Annotated in this window: 18 protein-coding genes, 1 other RNA gene and 1 pseudogene; 11 read left to right on the forward strand and 9 right to left on the reverse strand. The window is 74.6% G+C overall.

Translation table 11 applies throughout. The features are described from left to right. Positions 1–1,433 (forward strand): hypothetical protein (locus tag MNY62_RS08785; protein ID WP_242343776.1); only part of this gene is annotated, 1,433 nt, incomplete at its 5' end. Positions 1,434–1,446: 13 nt separating this feature from the next. Here MNY62_RS08785 and MNY62_RS08790 read toward each other — a convergent pair. Then, on the reverse strand, positions 1,447–1,905 hold the full coding sequence (locus MNY62_RS08790; protein WP_242343777.1) for a universal stress protein: 459 nt from the start codon (positions 1,903–1,905) through the stop codon (positions 1,447–1,449). Between the two features lie 50 nt (positions 1,906–1,955). Next, complete coding sequence (locus tag MNY62_RS08795; protein ID WP_242343778.1) at positions 1,956–2,444, reverse strand: universal stress protein; 489 nt, start codon at positions 2,442–2,444, stop codon at positions 1,956–1,958. 233 nt (positions 2,445–2,677) lie between these two features. Here MNY62_RS08795 and MNY62_RS25720 point away from each other — a divergent pair. From MNY62_RS25720 to MNY62_RS08820, 6 genes and pseudogenes are all read left to right on the forward strand, one after another. After that, positions 2,678–2,884: pseudogene (locus tag MNY62_RS25720) on the forward strand (cation-transporting P-type ATPase); the annotation flags it as partial. A gap of 55 nt (positions 2,885–2,939) precedes the next feature. Beyond that, entirely contained in the window at positions 2,940–5,513 is a 2,574-nt protein-coding gene (locus MNY62_RS08800) for a cation-translocating P-type ATPase (RefSeq protein WP_242343779.1), read from the forward strand. After that, positions 5,510–6,616, forward strand: a complete 1,107-nt coding sequence (gene fbp / locus MNY62_RS08805) for a fructose-1,6-bisphosphate aldolase/phosphatase (protein ID WP_242343780.1) — start codon at positions 5,510–5,512, stop codon at positions 6,614–6,616. The genes MNY62_RS08800 and fbp overlap by 4 nt, the downstream gene beginning before the upstream one ends. After that, positions 6,616–9,045, forward strand: a complete 2,430-nt coding sequence (locus MNY62_RS08810) for a Lon protease family protein (RefSeq protein ID WP_242343781.1) — start codon at positions 6,616–6,618, stop codon at positions 9,043–9,045. The genes fbp and MNY62_RS08810 overlap by 1 nt, the downstream gene beginning before the upstream one ends. A gap of 165 nt (positions 9,046–9,210) precedes the next feature. After that, the gene (locus tag MNY62_RS08815) at positions 9,211–9,999 is read left to right on the forward strand and encodes a C-GCAxxG-C-C family (seleno)protein (protein ID WP_242343782.1); all 789 of its coding nucleotides are present in this window, start codon (positions 9,211–9,213) and stop codon (positions 9,997–9,999) included. 84 nt (positions 10,000–10,083) lie between these two features. Continuing rightward, positions 10,084–10,518 carry a hydrogenase maturation protease gene (locus MNY62_RS08820; protein ID WP_242343783.1) on the forward strand — a complete coding sequence of 145 codons (435 nt, stop codon included), beginning with the start codon at positions 10,084–10,086 and terminating at the stop codon, positions 10,516–10,518. Here the strand turns inward: MNY62_RS08820 and MNY62_RS08825 are convergent. Genes MNY62_RS08825 through MNY62_RS08850 form a run of 6 tightly spaced genes read right to left on the reverse strand, consistent with a single transcriptional unit; the run spans position 10,515 to position 17,077 of the window. Further along, positions 10,515–11,390: a metallophosphoesterase family protein gene (locus MNY62_RS08825; protein WP_242343784.1), complete on the reverse strand. Its 876-nt coding sequence runs from the start codon at positions 11,388–11,390 to the stop codon at positions 10,515–10,517. The genes MNY62_RS08820 and MNY62_RS08825 overlap by 4 nt on opposite strands. Next, the gene (locus tag MNY62_RS08830; RefSeq protein WP_242343785.1) at positions 11,387–12,349 is read right to left on the reverse strand and encodes a diacylglycerol/lipid kinase family protein; all 963 of its coding nucleotides are present in this window, start codon (positions 12,347–12,349) and stop codon (positions 11,387–11,389) included. Before MNY62_RS08830 ends, MNY62_RS08825 begins: the two co-directional genes overlap by 4 nt. Before the next feature lie 60 nt (positions 12,350–12,409). Further along, positions 12,410–13,792 carry a TolC family protein gene (locus tag MNY62_RS08835; protein WP_242343786.1) on the reverse strand — a complete coding sequence of 461 codons (1,383 nt, stop codon included), beginning with the start codon at positions 13,790–13,792 and terminating at the stop codon, positions 12,410–12,412. Beyond that, the gene (locus tag MNY62_RS08840; protein WP_242343787.1) at positions 13,789–15,018 is read right to left on the reverse strand and encodes an ABC transporter permease; all 1,230 of its coding nucleotides are present in this window, start codon (positions 15,016–15,018) and stop codon (positions 13,789–13,791) included. Before MNY62_RS08840 ends, MNY62_RS08835 begins: the two co-directional genes overlap by 4 nt. Next, a complete protein-coding gene (locus tag MNY62_RS08845) occupies positions 15,015–15,770 on the reverse strand; it encodes an ABC transporter ATP-binding protein (RefSeq protein ID WP_279426343.1) in 756 nt (251 codons plus the stop codon). Before MNY62_RS08845 ends, MNY62_RS08840 begins: the two co-directional genes overlap by 4 nt. 8 nt (positions 15,771–15,778) lie before the next feature. Beyond that, positions 15,779–17,077, reverse strand: coding sequence for an efflux RND transporter periplasmic adaptor subunit (locus tag MNY62_RS08850; RefSeq protein ID WP_242343788.1), 1,299 nt, complete (start codon positions 17,075–17,077; stop codon positions 15,779–15,781). Positions 17,078–17,323: 246 nt separating this feature from the next. Here MNY62_RS08850 and MNY62_RS08855 point away from each other — a divergent pair, with 246 nt between their 5' ends. The 3 genes from MNY62_RS08855 to infA all read left to right on the forward strand — a co-directional run bounded on the left by MNY62_RS08855 (position 17,324) and on the right by infA (position 18,504). Continuing rightward, positions 17,324–17,614, forward strand: coding sequence for a DUF1540 domain-containing protein (locus MNY62_RS08855; RefSeq protein ID WP_242343789.1), 291 nt, complete (start codon positions 17,324–17,326; stop codon positions 17,612–17,614). Positions 17,615–17,763: 149 nt separating this feature from the next. Then, positions 17,764–18,114, forward strand: a transfer-messenger RNA (tmRNA) gene (gene ssrA, locus MNY62_RS08860). Between the two features lie 171 nt (positions 18,115–18,285). Continuing rightward, positions 18,286–18,504: a translation initiation factor IF-1 gene (infA, locus tag MNY62_RS08865; RefSeq protein ID WP_242343790.1), complete on the forward strand. Its 219-nt coding sequence runs from the start codon at positions 18,286–18,288 to the stop codon at positions 18,502–18,504. A 49-nt stretch (positions 18,505–18,553) separates the two neighbouring features. On the opposite strand, the gene MNY62_RS08870 is transcribed toward infA, so the two are convergent. Then, positions 18,554–20,962, reverse strand: coding sequence for a molybdopterin-containing oxidoreductase family protein (locus MNY62_RS08870; protein ID WP_242343791.1), 2,409 nt, complete (start codon positions 20,960–20,962; stop codon positions 18,554–18,556). Between the two features lie 229 nt (positions 20,963–21,191). On the opposite strand from MNY62_RS08870, the gene MNY62_RS08875 reads away from it, so the two are divergent. After that, a complete protein-coding gene (locus MNY62_RS08875) occupies positions 21,192–21,581 on the forward strand; it encodes a GFA family protein (protein WP_242343792.1) in 390 nt (129 codons plus the stop codon). The last annotated feature ends 169 nt before the right edge of the window (positions 21,582–21,750 follow it).

Below are 21,750 nucleotides of genomic sequence, written 5' to 3' on the forward strand. Positions count from 1 at the left end.
CGCTCGCGCACGAGGCGGCGCGGCTCGCCCATGGGCTCTTCTCGCGGCTCGGCGTCGGTCACGTGCGCGCGTTCCGGCTCGGCACGGCGGCGCTCGCCGCAGTGCTCTCCGCGCTCCTCCTCCTCGCCGGTCACGCCCTCGGGGGCGCGGGCGGGGCGGTCCTCGCGCCCCTGCTCTTCTGGCTCGTCCCGCGCCACCTCCACGCCGGCCTCGTCGCCACCCCCGACCTCGCGGCGGCGGCCCTCTGGCTCGCGTCGGCCTGGGCGTATCGCCGCGCGGCTCGCGCGACGGGCGCGGCGGAGCAGCGGACCGCGGCGGCAGCGGCGGGCCTCCTCTTCGGCGCGACGCTCCTTGCGCGCGCCGACGCCTGGATCCTCCTCGCCGCGCTCGGGCTGCACGCGCTCCTCGCACCCCGCGTCTCGCCGCGGGCGGCGGGCGGCGCGGACGCCGGCGACGCGGACGCCGGTGACGCGACTGCGAGGCGACGGCGAGGCGGTCCGCTCGCGGTCGCCGCGATGGCGCTCCTCGGCCCGGCGATCCTCGTCGCGGCCTGGCCGTGGCTCTGGGTGAACCTGCCCGCGCGTCTCGCCGCCGCGCTCTCTCCGGCGCGTACCGCGGCGGAGGCGACCTGGCATCTCGCCGGCGCGCTGACCGCCGGTCGTCACGGGCTCCTCGTCATCGCGCTCACCGTCCCCGCCGCGATCCTCTGGGTCTCCGCGGGAGGGCTCCTCCTGGCGATCGCCGAAGCCGTGCGCGAGGCGCTCCTCCCGGGCGGACGCCGCGGCGTCGAGACCGACGCGAGGGATGCGCTCCTCCTCGCCCTCTGCGCCGTCGCCCCGTTCGCGGCCCGCGCGGCCGGGCTCGCGCCGCTCGGGCCCGGCGTCGGCCCGTGGCTCCCCGCGATGCCCTTCCTCGCGCTGCTCGGCGCGCGCGCGCTCGTCGCCGCCGCCGGGGCGGCGTGGTCCTCGCGCCGCGCGCCGCTCCTCGCGGCGCTCTCGGTGCTCGTCCTCTGGCCGGCGCTCCGCCAGACCGTCCACGCGTTCCCGGCGGGAACTTCGGCCTGGAACGAGCTCGCCGGGGGTGCGCCCGGCGCGGCGTCTCGGGGGCTCCGGCGCCAGGAGGGCGGCGAGGCGGCGGCCGCGGTGCTCGAGACGCTCAACGCCCGGGCGCGGCCGGGCGCGCGGGTCTGGTGGCCGACCACCGGGCCGGAGGCCTTGAGCGCCTGGGTGCGAGACGGGCGGCTGCGCGCGGATCTCCTCCGCGCCGACGGCCCCGAGGGCGCGGACGTCGCGGTCGTCGCGCTCGACGGTGCGAGCCGCGACGACGAGTACAGGATCTGGGCGGCCTTCCGGACGGCGCGCCCGTCGGCCGGCGCCTACCTCGACGAGGTTCCGCTCGTGCTCGTGTACGCGCGCAGCGGCGCGTGGCAGTGACGCCACGCGCCGCTCACGCAGCGTGACGGGCCGGGCCCTCGTCCGGCAGCGGCACGCGGGCGCGCACCACGATGACCGGGCACGGCGCCTCTCGCGCGACGCGCGCGGCGACCGACCCGAGCCGGCGCCCTCCCGGCGCGCTCCGGCCTCGCGCACCCAGGACGAGGAGGTCAGCGTCGCAGTGTCGAGCGAGGCGCAGGATCTCCGTCGCGGGATCGCCCGCGACCACCTCCGCGTTCACCAGCGCCCCGGTCCTCCGCTCCGCCTCGGCCCGCCAGACCGCCACGTCGCGGTGCAGGTCCACGGCGGACATCTCGAACGCCTCGGGGCGCACCTCGCCTTCCGGGACCGCGTGGACGTGAATGAGCCTCAGCTCGGCGCCGCTCCAGCGCGCGAGCTCGGCCGCCTCGACGAGCGCGAGCAGCGAAGCCTCGGAGAAGTCGATGGCGCAGCAGATGCGAGCAGCGACCATCGCAGTCACCTCCCTCCGCCCGGGCTGCCGCGCGCGCCGGCGTCCGGGCCCTACGCGTAGTTCGCCGCCTCTGCGGCGACCTCCCCCGCCTCGCCGGGGACGCGCGCGCGCGCGACGAGCACGGGACAGGGTGCCTCGCGGAGCACGCGCTCCGCGACGGAGCCGAGGATGAACCGGCGGATCCCCTTGCGGCCGTGGGTGCCGAGCACGAGCAGATCCGGTCCGTGCTCGCGGGCCCAGCGCACGATCTCACCAGCCGGATCTCCGACCAGCGTCGCCGTGCTCACCGCCCGCCCGAGGAGCTTCTCCGCGTCCGCCCGCCAGCCGGCGAGCGTGCGCTCCATCTCGTCGGCGGACATCCGTGCGATCTCGGCAGGGGAGATGATCACGTCGGAGGGGTTCGCCGGCGGCGGCACGTGCACGTGAACGAGCACGACCTCCGCGCCGGTTCGCCGCGCCTGCTCCACGGCCTCCGCCAGCGCGAGGCGCGCCGGGTCCGAGAAGTCCACCGCGCAGCCGATCTTCTTCCACTCGCTCATCGCCTGCCTCCTCCTCGCCTCCCTGGGCGGGGTCGGCCACGACGGCCCGATGGGATCGTACGCCTCCCGCGAGGAGCCACGCGCGCCGCGTCGGGTCGCCCCGCTGGCAGGGTCAGGCTGCCCGAGGCTCGCAGCGCCGCACGCCCGCGCCGGACGTGCGAAGCGGCGCCGCGGCCCACCCGAGCGCGCGCCGGGGCGCGCACGCCGGCGCAGAGTTTCGCCGGGAGAGGAGCATGGATGCCGGCGCCCTCGCCGCGCTCGTCGCCGCCGACGCCGCCGTCGCGCTCGGCTCGAGCGAGGACGGCCTCGCGCCGGAGGAGGCGGCGCGTCGCCTGCGCGCACACGGACCGAACGAGCTGCCGGCGGCGCCCAGGCTGTCCGGCTCGCTGCGGATCGTCGCGCAGCTCACCCACTTCATGGCGCTCCTCCTGTGGGCGGCGGGCGCCCTCTCGTTCGTCGCCGGCCTGCCCGAGCTGGGCTGCGATCTTCGCCGTCGTGCTCGTGAACGGCGCCTTTGGCGCATGGCAGGAGCACCGGGCGGAGCGGGCGCTCGAGGCGCTGGAGTCCCTCGTGCCGCGCCGCGCGCGGGTCGTGCGGGCGGGCGCGCCCGTGGAGATCCCCGCCGCGGCGGTGGTCCCGGGCGACGTCCTCGTGCTCGAGGAGGGCGACCGCGTGGCCGCGGACGCTCGCGTCCTCTCCGCGACGCTCCTGCGGCTGGACGTGTCGCTCCTCACCGGCGAGTCGCTGCCGGTGGAGCGCGACGCGCGGCCGTGTCCGCCCGGGCAGGCGATCGCGGACGCGACCTGCCTCGCGCCCGCCGGCGCCACGGTCGCGAGCGGCCGCGCGCGGGCGCTGGTGTTCGCAACCGGCCCCGGCACCGAGCTGGGGCGCCTCGCACGGCTCGCCACCGCGACGCGCCGCCAGCCGTCCACGCTCGAGGTGCAGGTGGCACGGCTCGTCCGCGTCGTGACGGTGATCGCCGTTGGAATGGGGGGCGCGGTGTTCGCGCTCCTCGCCCTCCTCGGCGCGGCGCCGGGCGAGAGTCTCCTCTTCGCCATCGGCATCCTCGTCGCGAACGTGCCCGAGGGGCTCCTGCCGACCATCACCGTGACGCTCGCGACGAACGTCCAGCGGATGGCGCGCCGGCGCGCCCTGGTGCGGCGGCTCTCGGCGGTCGAGACCCTCGGCGCGGTCGACGTCGTGTGCACCGACAAGACGGGGACGCTCACCCGGAACGTCCTCGCCGCGCGGGAGCTCTGGACCTGGGACGGGTCGCTCCCGCTCCCGGGCGGCGGCTCCGGGGGCGACGCGACCCTTGCGCTCTCGGCGGCGGCGCTCGCGAGCGACGCGCGGGGCGGCCCGGGTGCGCACCGCGGCGACCCGATCGACCGCGCGCTCCTCGACGCCGCGCGCGCCGCCGGGCTCGACCCTGACGGGCTCGCGCGCGCGTGCCCGCGTGTCGCTGAGCTGCCGTTCGACGCCCGCCGCCGCCGCGCGACCGCCCTCGTCCGGACCGGACCGGCGCTCGGACCGGCCGCGGCCGCCCCCTGCGCTGCGATCACGAAGGGCGCGCCACGCGCCGTGCTCGAGCGCTGCACCGCCGTGCTCGCCGGCGGCGCTGCCCGGCCGCTCGACGACGCCGCCCGGGCCCGCGTCATCGCGGCCGAGGACGGGCTCGCCGCCCGCGGGCTCCGCGTGATCGCGGTCTCGCTCCGCGCGGGCGGCGCCGAGCTCGCGGCGCTCCCGCTCGAGGCGGTCGAGCGGGACCTCACCCTCCTCGCTCTCTTCGCCTTCGAGGACCCGCCGCGTCCCGGCGTGAGCGAGGCGCTCGCCACGTGCCGCCGCGCCGGCGTCACGGTCACCGTCGTCACCGGCGACCACGCCCTCACCGCTCGCGCGATCGCGGAGGAGGTGGGGCTGTGGAGCGCCGGGGCGCGCGTCGTCGAGGGGCCGGCGCTGGACGCGCTCGACGACCGCGCCGTCGAGGACCTCCTCTCCGCCGGCGCCCCGCTCGTCTTCGCGCGCGCGATCCCCGAGCAGAAGCTGCGCCTCGTCCGCGCATACCAGCGGCTCGGCCGCGTGGTCGCGGTCACGGGCGACGGCGTGAACGACGCGCCCGCGCTGCACGCCGCGCACGTCGGCGTGGCGATGGGCCAGGGCGGGACCGACGTCGCCCGCGCCGCGGCCGACGTGGTGCTGCTCGACGACGACTTCTCGAGCCTCGTGGCGGCCATCGAGGAGGGCCGCGCGACCTTCGCGAACGCCCGCAAGTTCCTCGCCTACGTGCTCACCTCCAACGTCCCCGAGATCGTCCCGTTTCTCGCCATGGCGGCGCTGCGCATCCCGCCCGCGCTCGGGATCCTCCAGATCCTCGCGATCGATCTCGGCACCGACATGCTGCCCGCGCTCGCGCTCGGCGCGGAGCCGCCCGAGCCAGGCGCCATGCGCGTGCCGCCGCGGCCGCGCGCGCGCCGGCTCCTCGACGCGGCGGTCCTCCTGCGCGCCTACGGCGTCCTCGGGCTCGCGGAGGCCGCGGCGTGCATGGCCGCCTTCGCGGGCGTCTGGCATGGCGCAGGCCTCTCGCTCGGGGAGCTCCAGGCCGCGACGCCCGCGCTCCTCGCCCACACGGCGCCCGCCGCGCTCGCCGCCACGGAGCGGACGGCGACCACCGCTGCGTTCGCCGCGATCGTCTGCTGCCAGGTGGGTAACGTCCTCGCCTGCCGGTCCGAGCGCGAGCCCGCCCTCCGCGCGCACCGTCCCGGGCCGCTCCTCCTCGCCGGGATCCTCGCGGAGCTGCTGCTCCTCGCGGCCATCGTGTACGCGCCACCCCTCCAGGCGGTGTTCGGGACCGCTCCCCTCCCCGCGGGAGCGTGGCCGTGGCTCGCCGGCTGCGCGCCGGCCATGCTCGCCGTCGATGCGCTCGCCAAGCGGGCGAGGCGGCGGGCGGGGGCCATCCGCGCCACAGCGCGCGGCCCCCAGCGGGCGAACCCAACGTCCGGCATTGCCGGCCTCCCGCCGCGGCGGGAGGCTCGAAGGCGTCAGGGCACGCGACGCGGGAGGTCGCCATGAAGCTCACGCTCAGCGTCATCAAGGCGGACGTCGGATCGATCGGAGGCCACCTCGCGCCCTCCCCCGAGCTCGTCGCAGCGGTGGAGCGCCACGTGCGCGAGGCCGGGAGGGAGCTCCTCCTCGACGTCCACGTCGGCCACACGGGCGACGACATCGCGATCCTCATGACCCACCGGAAGGGCACGGGAGACGCGGGCATCCACCGGCTGGCCTGGGATGCGTTCGTGGCCGGGACGGAGGTCGCGCGCGCGCAGGGGCTCTACGGCGCCGGACAGGATCTCCTCAAGGACTCCTTCAGCGGGAACGTGCGCGGGATGGGGCCGGCCGTCGCCGAGATGGAGTTCGAGGAGCGCGCCGCCGAGCCGTTCCTCCTCCTCGCCGCCGACAAGACCGACCCCGGCGCGTTCGACCTCCCGCTCTACCTCGCCTTCGCCGACCCGATGAACACCCCGGGCCTCCTCCTCGCGCCGCGGATGACGAAGGGGTTCCGGTTCGTGGTGATGGACGTGCAGCACACCACGCAGGATCGCGTCATCGAGCTCGACGCGCCCGAGAGCCTCTACGACCTCGCCGTGCTGCTCCGCGACCCGGAGCGGTTCGTCGTCGAGTCGATCTGGTCGCGGGCGAGCGGGGCGCAGGCGGTCGCGGTCGCGACGTCGCGCCTCCACAACATCGCCGGCAAGTACACGGGCAAGGACGACCCGGTCATGCTCGTCCGCTGCCAGATGGACTTCCCCGCCACGGGCGAGGTGCTCGCGCCCTTCCACCTCGGCCACCTGGTCGCGGGCGGGATGCGCGGCTCGCACCAGATGCCGCTCATGCCCGTGACGCTCGGGTCCTCGGTGAGCTTCTTCGACGGGCCGCCGGTCGTCACCTGCGCGGCGTTCTCGGTCCGCAACGGCAAGCTCGCCGGCCCGGTGGACGCGTTCGCCCATCCGTTCTGGGACACCGTGCGCCGCGAGGTGGCGGAGGCCGCCATCCGCATCCGCCGGCAGGGCTTCGTGGGCGCGGCGATGCTCCCGATGTCCGAGCTCGAGTACACCGGGATCGTCGAGAAGCTCGGGGAGCTCGAGAAGCGCTTCCGCGTCCGGGCGGGGGCGTGATGCCGAACGCCCCCCTGTCCGCGGCGTCCCTCCGGCCGCGCGGCTTCGCGCGCGAGATGGCGTTCGAGACGACCGCCGAGCTCGAGGATCTGGAGGGACCGCTCGGGCAGGCGCGCGCGACCGAGGCGCTGCGCCTCGCCGTCTCGCTCGCCGGCGAGGGCTACAACGCCTACGTGATGGGGCCGCCCGGCGCGGGGAAGCGCACGTTCGTCATGCGCATGCTCGGCCGCGCCGCGCTCGACGCGCCCACGCCCTCGGACTGGTGCTACCTGAACGGCTTCGCCGATCCGCGCCGGCCCCGGCGCGTCGAGCTGCCGCCCGGGCGCGGACGCGAGCTGCGCGCGGACCTGGATCGCCTCGTCGCCGAGCTGCGCGACGCCCTGCCCTCCGCCTTCGAGAGCCGCGACTACCGCGCCCGCGTCCAGATCCTCGAGAAGGAGCGGGACGAGGCGCGAGAGGAGCCGATCGACGAGGTCCGCCGCCGCGCCGACGCGCGCGGCATCGCGCTGCTGCACGGGCCGATCGGGTTCGCGTTCGCGCCCGTGAAGGAGGGCGAGATCATCGGGCCGGACGCGTTCCATACCTTGCCCGAGGAGGTGCAGGAGCGCCTTCGGAACGACATCGGGGAGCTGCAGAACCAGCTCGCGGAGGTGCTGCGGACGATGCCGGACCTCGAGCGGCGGCATCGCGAGCGCGTGAAGGAGGTGAACGACGACGTGACGGTGCGCGCGGCCGCGGCGCTCCTCCACGAGCTGCGGCGACGCTACGCGGACGTGCCGGCGGTGCTCGAGCACCTCGACGCGGTCCAGCAGGACCTGGTCGAGCGCGTGCACGAGCTGTTCGCGGCCATCGAGGGCGCGGTCGAGCTCCCTGCCGCCCTGCGCAAGCTCCTCGCGGACACGCCCGTGCTCCGGCGATACGTCGCGAACCTCCTCGTCGAGCACGCCGGGCACGGCGGCGCGCCCGTCGTCCACGAGGACCTCCCGTCGCTCTCGAATCTCTCGGGGCACGTGGAGCACCACGCGCACATGGGCACCCTCGTCACGGACTTCACCCTCGTGCGGGCCGGCGCGCTCCACCGCGCCAACGGCGGCTACCTCGTGCTCGACGTCCGCAAGCTCCTCGTGCAGCCGTTCTCCTGGGACGCGCTCAAGCGCGCGATCCGGGCGCGCGAGATCCGCATCGACCCGCCGGAGCGGCTGCTCGGGGTGATGGGCACCTCGACGCTCGAGCCCGAGCCGATCCCCTTGCACGTGAAGGTGGTGCTCCTCGGGGACCGCGTGCTCTACCAGCTCCTCTCGCTCCTCGACCCGGAGTTCTCGCAGCTCTTCAAGGTGGAGGTGGACTTCGAGGACGAGCTCCCCCGCGATCCCGAGCTCGATCGCGACTTCGCGCGCTTCGTGGCGACGATCGCCCGGCGCGACGGGCTGCCGCCGTTCGATCGCGGCGCGGTCGAGCGCGTCCTGCATGAGGCGACGCGCCGCGCGGGCGACTCGACCCGGATCACGGCCGATGCGGGCGCGATCCACGATCTCGTGGCCGAGGCGGCGCACGCGGCCGCTGGCGAGGGCCGCGCCACCGTGACGGCCCGCGACGTGCGCGCCGCGGTCGACGCGCAGGAGCGCCGCGCCGGACGGCTCCGCGACCGCGTCGACGAGGAGATCCGCCGCGGCACGCTCCTCGTCGAGACGGCCGGGACGCGCGTCGGACAGGTGAACGGCCTCTCCGTGATGATGACCGGCCGGCGCGCCTTCGGGCGCCCGAGCCGGATCACCGCGCGGATGCGCCTCGGGCGCGGCGAGGTGCTGGACATCGAGCGCGAGGTGGAGCTGGGCGGGCCCATTCACTCCAAGGGCGTGCTCATCCTGGCGGGCTTCCTGGGCGGGCGCTACTGCGGGGCGGCGCCGCTCGCGCTCGCGGCCACGCTCGTGTTCGAGCAGTCGTACGGCGGGGTGGAGGGCGACAGCGCCTCCTCGGCGGAGCTGTACGCGCTGCTCTCGGCCATCTCGGGCGTCCCGCTGCGCCAGTCGCTCGCCGTCACGGGGTCCGTCGATCAGCTCGGCAACGTCCAGGCCGTGGGGGGCGTCACCGAGAAGGTGGAGGGGTTCTTCGAGGTGTGCCGCGCGCGCGGGCTGCGCGGCGACGAGGGCGTCCTCGTGCCGGCCTCGAACGTGCCGCACCTCGTCCTCCGCGACGAGGTCCTCGCCGCCATCGAGGAGGGAAGGTTCCAGGTGTACCCCGTCGCGACGATCGACCAGGGCATGGAGCTCCTCTCGGGCCTTCCGGCCGGGGCACCGGACGCGAAGGGCGCGTTCCCGCCGGACTCGTTCAACGGCCGCGTCGCCGCCCGGCTCGCCGAGCTCGGCGCCGCGGCGCGCGCGTTCGCCACGGGGGGCGAGCGCAACGGCCAGGGCGGGCGCTCCCGCTGACGCCCCGAGCGAGCGGTGAGCCGCGCGCGAGCGCGCTCCGGCGCGCCCCGCCCGCGTGTGGCTGCGACGCACCGCCCGATGGCGTCCCTGCGAACGGACGCACAGTCTCTGCCCGAGTCCCGCGAACGCGCGGGCCGCGCGCGCCGCGGGCCCCGGAGGCTCGCCATGTTCGACAAGGTCACGGGACGCAGGCGGTTCGCGACGGTGGTCGGCGCCGTCGCGGGCACGGCGGTCCTCGGCGGAGGCGCGAGCGCTGCCGCGGCGGTGAAGCACGCGAAGGCCGACGCGCACCGCAAGCTCGCCACGGTGCCCTGGCCCTACGTCACGCTCGATCCGGATCGCGTCGCCTCGCGCGCGTTCTCCGCGTATGAGCAGGGTCACTGCATGTTCGGCGCCTTCGACGCGCTCGTCGGCTCGGTCGCCGACAAGCTCGGCGATCCCTACGCGAGCTTCCCGTTCGACGTCATGAAGTACGGCGCGGGAGGTGTGAACGGCTGGGCGACGATCTGCGGGGCGCTGAACGGCTCCGCGGCAGCGTTCGAGCTGCTCTCGAGGGAGCCGGGCCCGCTCGTGGACGCGCTGTTCGGCTGGTACGAGCGCGAGCCGCTGCCCGACCTCGTGCTCAAGACCGCCGCCCATCCGAACGTCCAGTCCATCGCAGGATCGCCGCTCTGCCACACCTCCGTGTCCCGCTGGTGCGAGACCTCCGGGAAGAAGTCCTTCAGCGCCGAGCGGAAGGAGCGCTGCGGAATCCTCACCGCGAGCGTCGCTCGCCGCGCGGCGGAGCTGCTCAACGCGCAGGCGGCGAAGCGGCCGCTGCCGGTGACCTCCGCCTCGGCGGGAGCGGGCTGCGCCAGGTGTCACGAGGAGGGCGGCTCGCTCGAGGACACCCGCTCGAAGATGGACTGCCAGGGCTGTCACTTCCACCTCGGAGGGGAGCACCCGTCGCTCTGACGCTCCCCCGCCCGCGCCCCCTGCCGCTGGACGCGACGGATCGGGGGAGACGTGCTAGACCTCGTCGCTCGTGGGGAGGCTGCCTTGAGGATCCTGGCCTTCGCGATGGGACACGCGATCCGCGCCGACGACGGCGCCGGGCTCGCCGTTGCGCACGGGCTCGACGCGCTCGTCCCGGGCCTCGAGGTGCTCGAGGTCCCGGAGCTCCTCCCCGAGCACGCGGAGGCCGTCGCGACGGTCGACGGCGTGCTCTTCCTCGACGCATCGGTGGCCGGGACACCCGGCGACGTGCGCGCCGCGCGGCTCGTCCCGCGTCCCGCCCGCGAGGCGATCCTCCACTCGCTCACGCCCGAGGAGATCCTCGGCCTCGCCCGCGCCCTCTTCGGCCACGCCCCGCCCGGCGCGCTCGTCACCATCGCCGGCCGCGACTTCGCGTTCGGCGAGGCGCTGTCGCCCGAGGTCGAGGCCGCGCTGCCGCTCGCGCGCGAGAAGGCGCGCGAGATGGCCGCCGGGTTCTAGGGGCTGGCCGAGGGCTCGGACGCCGCCGCCGTGACGGGGAGCGGCGCGGGCGTCTCGATCGCCCGGCCGTCCGCGGAGTGCCAGCCGTCGTCGCGGCGCTCGAACACGCGCCGCTGCACCGTCCGGAAGGCCCCGCCGTCGAAGCTCCGCACCGCGAGGACGATCCGCGGGCCGTCCACCTCCAGCCAGTTGTAGGAGTTGGGCTCGTCGCGGAGGCGGACCGAGGTGGCGGTGCCGGCGTGGAACGCGAGGATGGATCGCGCGAGCCGCTCCACCGGGTGCTCGACCTCGCCGTTCGCGAGCCGGTGCAGGTGACCGGTGAGGAGGACCTCGAGGTGGCACTCCGCGAGCGCGCGAAGCGCCCGGCCGCTCCGGCCGACGAGGCGCAGCCGCGGGCGGTCCGCGGGCGCCGCGAACGGGTGGTGCGCCACGAGCACGTGCAGGCGGCCTGCCCCCTCGCCGCAGAAGCGGCGCCGCAGATCCTCGATCTGCGCGAGCGAGATCCGTCCCTCCTTCCAGGTCAGCGAGCGCGCGGTCGAGACGCCCGCCACGTACAGCGCGTCGTCGGCGTACACCGGCGAGAGGTCCGGGGTGACGATGCGCGTGTACCGCCCGAGCGGCGAGAGGAAGCGGCGCGCGACGTCGTAGAGCGGCACGTCGTGGTTGCCCGGCACGACCACCCGCGGCGCGGGGATCCGGTCGAGGAAGGCGCGCGCGGCCCGGAACTGCGCGGGGCGCGCGCGCTGGGTGAGGTCCCCGCTCACCGCGACGACCGTCGGGCGGAGGTCGGCGAGATCGGCGAGGAGCGCCTCCACGACACGCGGCTCCTCGCGCCCGAAGTGGAGGTCCGACAGGTGCGCGACCGTCCTCACGGAGCGAGGACCCGGAGCGCGCCGGGGCGGATCCGGTAGCGGATGGGCGGGCGCAGCGCGATCACCTCGCCGTCCACCGAGACCGCGAGCCGGCGGTGGTGCGACTCGATGGCGAGGCTCGCGACCTCGAGCGCCTCGACGTCGCGGCCCGGATCGACCTTGTCCACGAGCGCCCGCGCGGCGAGGCGGAGCAGGCCGAGACGCGTGGGGGCGGTCGCGACGTACACTCCGAGGATGCCTCGGTCGAGCGCCTCGCGCCGCTGGGTCGCGACGAGCGCCGTGTCGTAGCGGTTGTTGCCGACGAAGACGAACGGCGTGCGGCGGGGCCCGGCTCCGCCAGACCAGCGGATGCGCACCGACAGCGGGCGGAGCCGCACGAGCACGCGCAGCGCCGCCCACGCCATCGCGAGCCCCTTGCCGAGCCACCTCCCGAGGCGGCGACGGGCGCGCTCGCGCTCGCGGACCGCGTGCGGGTAGACGCCGATCGACGAGTTGTTGACGAAGACCCGGCCGTTCACCTCGGCGACGTCCACCCGGCGAGGCGCGCCCGAGGCAATGACGCGGGCGGCGCCCTCGAGGTCCGCGGGGATCCCCAGGTCCTTCGCGAAGTGGTTCAGGGTCCCGAGCGGCAGGACGCCGAGCGGCGTGTCGGAGCCGGCGAGCGCCCCCGCCACCGCGCTCACGGTGCCGTCGCCCCCCGCGGCGACCACCACGTCCACCGCGTGATCCTCGGCGGCAGCGCGCGCGACCGCGCCGAGGTCGCCCGTGCTCGCCCGGATCTGCGCCTCGGCCCCCGCGGCCGAGAGCGCCGCCCGCAGCCGCTCGGCGACATCCTCCCCGCCCGCGCTCCCCGCGCTCGCGTTCAGCACCACGACGCACCGCCGCGGCGGCGAGCGGGCCACCGCCGGCTCCGCGGGCGCTCGCACGCCCGTCTCGGGATGCTGTGCAGCGGACGTCACGCTCGAAAGGTAGCGCGTCCCCCGCCGCGAGGCGGTCGCCGCGGCGTCCTGCCGCCGCGCTCAGCGCACCTCGCGTCCGAGCGCGAGCAGGAGCTGCGCGCGCGTGCTCGACACGGACTGCTCGGCCTGGACCCGCTGTCCGGCCGCGGCCGTCGCGGCCACCTGGGCGTCGCCGAGCTCGATGATGCTGCCCGCGCCGGCCTGGTAGCGCCCCTCTGCGAGCCGGAGCCGCTCGCGGGCGTTCACGAGCGCCTCGCCGGCCGCGTCCAGCGCCGCGCGCGCCGCCTGCACCGCCGCGCGCGCCTGCTCGACCTCGACCCGGACCTGCTGCCGGAGCACGTCCGTCTGCGCCTCCGTCGCCCCGAGGTTCGCGTCGGCCTCGCGAGTCTGCGCGCGGGTGAGCCCGCCCTGGAAGATCGACCAGCCGAGCGTCAGCGTGGCGTTCCAGCCTCGATCGAGGTTGTCGAGCGCCGGGCCGATCCCCGTCACCGCGGCGCCCGCCGACAGCGTGGGGAGCCAGCCGGCCCGCGCCGCGTCGCGCGCGAGGACGTCCGAGCGCGCCTGGCTGCCGAGGGCGGCGAGCTCGGGCCGCGCCGCGAGCGCCTCCGCGAGGAGCGGATCGACCGGCCCGTCCTCGCCGGGAACCGCCGGGAGCGCGCCGTCGCCGAGGTCGAAGTCGGCCCCGCGATCGATCCCCATCGCCTGGACGAGCTGCGCGCGCGTGACGACGTAGTCGTTCCCGGCGCGGATGAGCGCCACCTGGGCGTTGGCGCGGTCGGCGCGGGCCTGGGCGAGGTCGATGGCCGGGCGCGTGCCCACCTGCACGAAGGCCTCCACCTGGCGGAGGTGCGCCTCCTGGTTCGCGAGCGTGTCCTCCGCGACGCCGACGAGATCGCGCGCCGCCCGCGCGGCGAACCACGCGGTCCGGGCCTGCGCCACGATCTGCTGCTCGGTCGCGCGCGCCGTCGACCGCTGCGCCTCGGCGCTCGCGCCGGCGGCGCGCCAGCGCTCGAGCTGAGGCACGTCGACGAGCGCCTGCCGCGCGGAGGCGCCGGCGCTCCAGGTCGTCGTGGCCGTAGTGAATCCGAGCCCGCTCGCCGCGCTCCCGCCGGACGCCGAGCCCGAGCCCCCGCGCCGCTGGACCTGGCCCTCGAGGTCGACCTGCGGCAGGAGCGGCGCGAGCGCCTGGTCGGTTCGAGCGCCGGCCGCATCGGTCGTGGCCCGCACCTGGCGCAGCCGCGGCTGGTGCTCGAGCGCGGTGCGGACCGCCTCGTCGAGGGTGATGACGTCGCGGGGCGCGACGGCGGGGCCGGGCGCGGGAGGCGGCGCCGCTGGCCCGGGGGTCGCCGGCGGCGAGGCGGGCCGGGCCTCCTGCGCGCGGGCGGGGGCCGCCGCGAGGACCGCGAAGACCGCGAGGAGCGGGGCGACGACGGTGAGTCTCATTCGAACCTCAGCGCCTGGATCGGATCGAGCCGCGACGCGCGGAACGCCGGGTAGAGGCCGAAGCCCACGCCGACGAGGCCGCTGAACCCGACCGCGATGAGCACGATGTCCGCGCGGAAGAGGACGGGCCAGCCGAAGCTCACCGCGAGCCGCCACGCGACGACGAGCCCCAGCGCCACGCCGATGACGCCGCCCGCGATCGACAGCGTGAGCGCCTCCGCGAGGAACTGCAGGAGGATGTCGCGGGCGCGCGCGCCGACCGCCATCCGCACGCCGATCTCGCGCGTCCGCTCGGTGACCGACACGAGCATGATGTTCATGATCCCGATGCCGCCGACGAGGAGGGACACCGCCGCGATCGCCGCGAGGAGCGTCGTGAGGGTTCGCGCCCCCTCCTGCTGGGCGCTCGCCGCCTCGGCGAGGTTGCGGATGGAGAAGTCGTCGTCCGCGCCGGGCTGCAGCCGGTGACGGTCGCGCAGCAGCGCGCGGATCTGGGACTCGGCGCGCACGGTGTCGGCCTGGCTCGCCGCGCCGACGAACACCACCCCCGAGACGACGTTCTTGAGCCCGCCCTGGATCTTCGCGAGGTAGGTCGAGGACGGCATGAACACCGCGTCGTCGAGGTCCTGCCCGCCCGGCGACTGCCCCTTCGCCTCGAGCACTCCGACCACCTGGAACGGCACGTTCTTCACGCGGACCTGGTGGCCGACCGGGTCCGCTCCCGGCCCGAAGAGCCGGTCGGCGACGGTCTTCCCGAGCACGAGCACCTTCGTGCCCGCGTCGACGTCGGAGGCGCTGAAGTTCTCACCCCTCACCGCCGCCCAGTTCCGGATGACGAAGTAGTCCGGGGTCGTGCCGTTGACGGCGGTGGTCCAGTTGAGGTCCTCGTAGATCAGCGACGCGACGGAGCGGAGGATCGGCGCCGCCCCGCGGACCACCGGGAGCTCGGTCTGGATCGCGCGGACGTCGTCCCAGGTGATCGTGGGCAGGCTGCCGAACCCGCCGAACGCGCCGCCCGAGGTGGAGGCGCCCGGGAGGATGATGAGCATGTTCGAGCCCATCGCCTCGAAGGTCTTCTGCACCCGCGCGTTCGCGCCGTCGCCGATGGCGACCATCGCGATGACGGCGGACACGCCGATGACCACGCCGAGCGTGGTGAGGAACGAGCGCATCTTGGAGCGCCGCAGCGCCCGCAGCGCGATCCGGATCGTCTGCAGGAGGTTCACGACTCCACCCTCCCCTCCACCGCTTCGTGCGGCCTCGGCGGCGGCGGCACCGCCGGACGCGGGATGCGCCGCTCGTCCGAGAGCACGCGCCCGTCGCGCATGACGAGGACGCGCGCGGCGTACTCCGCGATGTCGTGCTCGTGGGTGACGAGCACGACGGTGATCCCGGCATGCCCGAGCTCCTGCAGGAGCGCCATCACCTCCACGCTCGTGCGGGAGTCGAGGTTGCCGGTGGGCTCGTCGGCGAGCAGCACGCGCGGCCGGTTCACGAGCGCGCGGGCGATGGCGACGCGCTGCTGCTGCCCGCCGGAGAGCTGGTTCGGCAGGTGGTCGGCGCGGTCGGCGAGCCCGACCCGCTCGAGCGCCTCCTTCGCGCGCGCGTGCCGCTCGGCGGTCGAGATCCCGGCGTAGAGGAGCGGCAGCTCGACGTTCTCGAGCGCGCTCGTGCGCGCGAGCAGGTTGAAGTTCTGGAAGACGAAGCCGAGGGTGCGGTTGCGGATCGCGGCGAGCGCGTCGTTCGGGAGGCGCGAGACGTCCTGGCCCTCGAGCAGGTAGCGGCCGCGCGTCGGGCGGTCGAGGCAGCCGAGGAGGTTCATGAGCGTCGACTTGCCCGAGCCGGACGCGCCCATGACCGCCACGAACTCGCCCTCCTCGATGGTGAGCGTCACGCCCTGGAGCGCGCGCACCTCGACGTCCCCCATGACGTAGGTCCGGGCGACGTCCTCGAGCCGGATGAGCGGAGGAGCTTCCACGCGCGCTCCTAGAACGGCCCGCGCCGGCCGCCGCCGGGGAACCCGCCGCCCGGCGCGCTCCCGCTGCGCGTCGCCTGCGCGTCCGTCACGAGCTCGTCGCCCGGCTGGACCTCGCCCTTCACGAGCTCGGTCAGGGAGCCGTCGGAGACCCCGAGCACCACCGGCACCTGCACCGGCCGGCCGTCGCGCACGACCCACACGCTCCGGTCGGCGCCGCGCCCCCCGCCGCGACCCGGGCCCGCGCCCCGGCTGCCGATCGCGCCCTGCCCGGCCGCGCCGCCCGGCGTCGCCGCGGCGGCGTTCCCGCTTGCGCCCCCGTTCGCCCGCTCGGGCTGCCCGAACCCCGGCGGCGGACGAAAGCGGAGGGCGGCGTTCGGGAGCCGCACCACGTCGTCCTTCTCCGCGTAGACGAACGTGACCGTCGCGGTCATGCCCGGCTTGAGCTTCAGGTCGCCGTTCGGCACGTCCACCACCGCGTCGTAGGTGACGACGTTCTGCACCGTCTGCGGCGCGTTCCGCACCTGCCGCACCGACCCGGAGAAGACCTCGCCGGGGTAGGCGTCCACCGTGAACGTCGAGGTCATCCCCGCGCGGAGCCGCCCCACGTCCGCCTCGGCGACGTTCGTGTCCACCTGCATCTTCGCGAGGTCCTCTGCGATGACGAAGAGCGTCGGCGCCTGAAGCGACGCGGCGACGGTCTGGCCGACGTCCACGTTGCGGGAGATGACGACGCCGTCGGTGGGCGAGGCGATCTGGGTATAGGCGAGGTTGACCTCCGACTGGTGGAGCGCCGCGCGCGTCTGCGCGAGGGTCCCCTGCGCGGCCTGGACGCCGGCGCGGGCGCCGTCGGCGTTGGCGCGCGCGGTGTCGAGATCCGCCCCGGCGATGAGGTTCTTCGCCGCGAGCTCCTCCGCGCGCCGGAGCTGGCGGTCCGCGTCCGCCGCCTGCGCCCGCGCCTTCGCGAGGTTCCCCTCCGCCGCGACGGTGTTCGCGCGTGCCTGCTCCACCGCCGCCTGGAAGAGCGCCGGATCGATGCGGGCGATGATCTGGCCCTTCTTCACCGGCGTGTTGAAGTCGGCGAAGAGTCCCGCGACCCGCCCCGAGACCTGGCTGCCGACCTGGACCGTGACGAGCGCCGACAGCGTGCCCGTGGCGGTGACCTTCGCGACGATGCGGCCGCGGTCCACCCGCGCCGTCTCGAGCCTGGGCTCGCCGTTCGCGACCCCCGCCCGCCAGCGCCAGATCCCGCCCGCGGCGATGAGGACCGCGAGCGCGGCGGCGACGAGGATGAGGGTCTTGCGGCTCATGTACGCTCCCTGGAGCCGGCCCCCGACGCCGCCCCGGAACCTGAACCCGCGACGCCCCGGAACGTTACGCCGCCCGTGCGCGAGGCACGCGGGCGCGGCCTCGGCCGCTTGGGGCTGCGCCGCGGAGACTCCCAGGGCGAGCGCCCGCCGAGCGCCGGCCTCGCCGCAACGCCAGCCCCGAGCGACGTGACTAGCCTCTGGCGAAGGCGCGGCCGCAATCCCTCCCCGCGCCCGGAGGAGGCACACATGGCAACGGCGATGCCGGTGATCTCGACCTGCGAGGTGTCGAGCTGCTTCTACAACGCGGGCAAGATGTGCCACGCGCCCGCCATCAACGTCGGGAGCGACCACGCGCTCTGCGACGCGTTCATGGCGGACAGCAAGGGGCGTCACAGCGCCCGCAAGGACGTCGGCATGGTGGGCGCCTGCCACATCGAGGAGTGCAAGTTCAACGACGCGATGACCTGCTCCGCCTCGGCGATCGTGGTGCTCGGCCACAGCGGGCACGCGGACTGCGGGACGTACCAGCACCGCTGAGGGGCGCGCCGGCAGGGTCCGTCCCGAGAGACGAGCGCCCGGCTCGCTCTACTGCCGCCGGGCCGCCGTCCGCTTCCGTGCTAGGATGCCGCCGCCGCTTGACTCTCGCGGCGGCGGTCTTATGAAAAGGACCGTCAGTTCGCAGATTTGGGGGCGAACTGGTTTCGACGGAGGACGGAAGGCGACTGGTGCGCGCCGTGGTTGGTCAGCAGGCCACGTAAAAAGCCGACCAAGCAGAAACGCGAACGAGCCCATGGCTCTCGCGGCCTAAATATAGGCCGTGCGTTCCCCCGGAAGCGCCGGGTACCGGGTGTGAACGTCAGCTCCGGCTGGACCTTGGTGGGAGGCGAGCCGCCTTACCGAGGTCGAGATCAAAGGGCGAGAACGTGAGCGGTTGCAGGCCCGGAGGTTGCCGTTCACGTATTCACTCCGGGATACGCGCGTAGGACCTGTCACTGGAAGTCTTTCGGACCCGGGTTCGATTCCCGGCGCCTCCACTTCAAGCTCCCGTCCTCGGGAGCTTTTTTCGTCCGGTAGCAAACCGGTGGCAAGGCCGTGTTACCGAGGGCCTGACTTCGAGGACTTGGGCGTTCGAGGCGCCATGCACCTCGACACCGGGTCGTACACTCTCGGTGATTCACGTCGTGAGCTGAACCCGAACTGGAGAGCGATTGAGCGAGAAGGAAGCAGGCATCGAGGTGCAGGGCCGCATCGAGGAGTCGAGCGGCGGCATGTACCGCGTGAAGCTGGATCAGGGACCGGTCGTGCTGGCGTATCCGTCGGGGAAGATGAAGCGGTTCCACATCCGCATCATCACCGGCGACCGCGTGAAGGTGGAGCTGTCGCCGTACGACCTCACGCGCGGGCGCATCACGTATCGGGACAAGTAGCGCCGAGCAGCCGCCCTGGCATCGCAGCTCGCCAGCGCTCGCGGCGCGGTCATCGGTCTCTGGGATACTCCGCCGACCGGATCTCGCAGAGGTACGCTCGGTGAGGCACGGACCCGCTGATCGGGTCGATCGCCCCGTTCCCGATCATGAGGTTGTAGTTCGCGCCGTCGGGACTGAACGGCTCGTAGCCGGGCGCCCCCACGTCCGGGCACGGCTGCCACCAGCCGTGCTGCCCGCAGACCACGTTCGGCCGCAGGGCATCGTTCAGCCGCGCCCGCGCCCGCACGCTGCCGTCGGGCGTCTCGATGCTGACCCAGTCGCCAGCCGCGATCCCCCGTTTCGCCGCGGCACTGGGATGCAGCTCGACCTCGGGGTCCATCGCCTTGCGCCGCAGGCTGGGAAGCGCACGGTGCTGGCTCTCGCAGAACAGGGTGTGCTTGGTGCACGTGAGGATCAGCGGATAGCGCTCCACGAGATCCGGACGGGACGCCGGACCCACCAGCGGCTCGTGGTACTCCGGCAGCGGCGGATAGCCGTGTGCGAGCAGGGTCTCCGAGTACAGCTCGATCTTGCGCGTGGGCGTGTTGAAGCCCAGCGGGACACCGTCGACCTCGTCGGCGAACTTGCGGTAGCGCGTCTCGAGCGCGACGCGCGCACCCTCGGGGTGGTCGCGCAGCCAGTCGAGCGAGAGGCCCGAGGGCGCCAGCTGGTGGCGGTAGGCCGCGTCGATGTTCCCCTCCCAGAAGTGGTCGCCGAGACCGAGACCGACGGCGAGGTCGAAGACGATCTCGGTATCGGAACGAGCCTCGCCGGGGGGCGCGGCTACGGGCCGGCGGAGCTGGACCAATGACTGCGCCTCGGGGCTCACCTCGAAGCCGAGCTTGAGCGCCTCGCGCTCGAATCCGCTCGCCACCGGCAGGACGACGTCGGCGAGCTCCGACGTGGGGTTCATGAACAGGTCCGCGTGGACGTAGAAGTCGAGCGCGGCCAGCGCCTCGCGCCCGCGCAGGACGTCGCCGTGCGACAGCAGGAGGTTGGCGCCGAATCCGACGAGGCCTCGCACCGCGTAGGGCTTCCGGTCGATGATGCCGCGGTACAGCTCGTCGGTCGTCGCGAACCCCCACCGCGCCGGGCCGAGCGGGCGTTCCGCAACGCCGAGCCCCACGGCGGGGCGCTCCGGCGGTGGTGGTCCCTCGATCCCGACGCCGGGGGTGGGGACTGCGGGGAAGAGCACGTTGCCCCCCTGTGCATCGAAGCTGCCCGTCAGCACGGAGAGCTGCGCGATCGCGCGTGCGATCTGGGTCGAGTTCGTCTGCATCTCGACGCCGCTCCACGCGTAGTACGCGAGGGGCCTCGCCTCCCACAGGAGCCGCGCTGCGTGCTCGACCTCACCTCGTTCGACGCCGGTGATCGACTCCACTCGCGCCGGCGTATAGGCGCGGCAGCGCGCGGCCGTGAGATCGAAGGCGGTCCGGCAGCGCACGCTGCCCGTCGGCGTCTCCAGCGCGTGCTCGCCGAACAGGGCGAGGTCCGCGGAGTCGACCTCGTACCGTCCACGGGCGGGATCGTAGATGGCGGGGCGGCCGGCCCGGTCCCAAGCCACGTAGCGTCCCGGGTCCCCGCCCTCCGAGAGGTCGGCCTCGGTGAGGAGGCGGCCCGTATCCGAGCGGACGAGCAGCGGGCCGTTCGTCCACTCACGTATGAACGGCTCGTCGAACCAGCCACGCTCGATCATCACGCCAGCGATCCCCAGGGCGAGCGCGGCGTCAGTGCCCGGGCGCACCTGCAGCCACGCGTCGGCCCGCCGAGCCGGTTCGGTGCGCCGGGGGTCGACCACGACGAGGCGTGCCCCGCGCTTCTGCGCCGCGATGGTCGCGGTCGCATGGCTGAGCCGCGCGTGGTTGGGGTTGTAGCCCCAGAAGAGGATACAGCCGGCGTTCTCGAGGTCGGGCAGGTACCGTCCGGGCACGGGCGCGCCGAACGTATAGCCCGTCGCGAAGTACCGGCCCCAGCCGCACAGCTCCATCGCGCCGACGAGGTTCGGGCTGCCGAAGGTGCGCATCAGCCGTTCGACCCAGGCCATCGAGTCGTCCGACGCCGAGGTCGAGGGCGAGACCAGGCTGAATGCGACGCTTTCGGGCCCGGACTCCGCGGCGAGCGCGCGGAGCCGCGACGCGGTGAGCTCCAGCGCTTCGTCCCAGCCGATTCGCCGCCAGCCCGGGTCGGGATCGCCCTTCGGACGCGTGCGCTTCAACGGGTATTTCAGGCGGTCGCGGTGATAGACGAGCTCCGGCGCGGCCCGGCCCTTCGCGCAGAGCGCCTGGCCTGTGGGATGCGACGGGTCGGGATCGAGGCGGACGAAGCGCCCCTCCTCGACGGTCGCGATCGCGCCGCAGCGCGAGACGCACAGCGCGCAGTACGTGGAGACGCGCTCCGATGTCGTGACGCCGGCCGCCATCGTCTGTGCCCCTGGGCCGTGATGCTGCTACTGGATATGCACCTCGGGGTGCTGGCCCGGAAGCGTGCGCCTCCGCCGGCGCACCTAGAACCTGGTAATGCGATCAGCATCGCTGGCGCGGCGGCCTGGCTGCCCTTCCTGGGTCCGAGCCCCGAACGGATTACGGTGCAGGCCGCGCCAGCGCGAACACGACTGGTGAGCCGTTCTCGATTCTTAGAGGAGACGCAGCATGGACCGATTCACCGGCGGTTGCCTGTGTGGCAACGTCCGAATTGTCGCCTCGGGACTCCCATACCGGGTCGGCCTTTGTCACTGTCTCGACTGCCGCAAGCATCACGGGGCCCTCTTTCACGCTTCCGCGGTGTTCCCTCAGGATGCGGTGACGATCGATGGCGAAACACGCGACTACGCCGGAAGGTTCTTTTGTCCCCGCTGCGGCTCGTCCATTTTCGGACGCAGCGCAGACGAAATCGAAGTGAACCTGGGATCCCTGGATGCTCCTGACCAACTGACGCCAACCTACGAAAGCTGGATCATCCGTCGCGAGTCCTGGTTGCCACCGTTTCCGCTCACGCGACGATACGACCGCAATCGTGACGCGTCGGGTCGCTTCGAGTAGTAGCGTGAAACGGCGAGGTCGACGGCGAGCCTCCGGGCGTTGGCGAGCCAGGCGTCCGCCGACGGGCCGACGTCGAAGAGCACGGTGCGCCGCGCCTCGCCGCGCCACCCCGTCGCCAGCGCCGAGAAGCCGCGTTCGGATTCGATTCCCGGCCCCTCCACGCAGAAGC

Source organism: Anaeromyxobacter terrae (genome assembly GCF_022690685.1).
Lineage (GTDB): Bacteria > Myxococcota > Myxococcia > Myxococcales > Anaeromyxobacteraceae > Anaeromyxobacter > Anaeromyxobacter terrae.

Excerpts from the sequence above, each read along its gene's own strand:
- MNY62_RS08810 (WP_242343781.1), top strand. The coding sequence starts at position 6,616 with ATGCCGAACGCCCCCCTGTCCGCGGCGTCCCTCCGGCCGCGCGGCTTC.
- MNY62_RS08790 (WP_242343777.1), bottom strand. The coding sequence starts at position 1,905 with ATGGTCGCTGCTCGCATCTGCTGCGCCATCGACTTCTCCGAGGCTTCG.
- MNY62_RS08835 (WP_242343786.1), bottom strand. The coding sequence starts at position 13,792 with ATGAGACTCACCGTCGTCGCCCCGCTCCTCGCGGTCTTCGCGGTCCTC.
- MNY62_RS08870 (WP_242343791.1), bottom strand. The coding sequence starts at position 20,962 with ATGGCGGCCGGCGTCACGACATCGGAGCGCGTCTCCACGTACTGCGCG.
- MNY62_RS08875 (WP_242343792.1), top strand. The coding sequence starts at position 21,192 with ATGGACCGATTCACCGGCGGTTGCCTGTGTGGCAACGTCCGAATTGTC.
- MNY62_RS08850 (WP_242343788.1), bottom strand. The coding sequence starts at position 17,077 with ATGAGCCGCAAGACCCTCATCCTCGTCGCCGCCGCGCTCGCGGTCCTC.
- MNY62_RS08795 (WP_242343778.1), bottom strand. The coding sequence starts at position 2,444 with ATGAGCGAGTGGAAGAAGATCGGCTGCGCGGTGGACTTCTCGGACCCG.
- MNY62_RS08815 (WP_242343782.1), top strand. The coding sequence starts at position 9,211 with ATGTTCGACAAGGTCACGGGACGCAGGCGGTTCGCGACGGTGGTCGGC.
- MNY62_RS08855 (WP_242343789.1), top strand. The coding sequence starts at position 17,324 with ATGGCAACGGCGATGCCGGTGATCTCGACCTGCGAGGTGTCGAGCTGC.
- fbp (WP_242343780.1), top strand. The coding sequence starts at position 5,510 with ATGAAGCTCACGCTCAGCGTCATCAAGGCGGACGTCGGATCGATCGGA.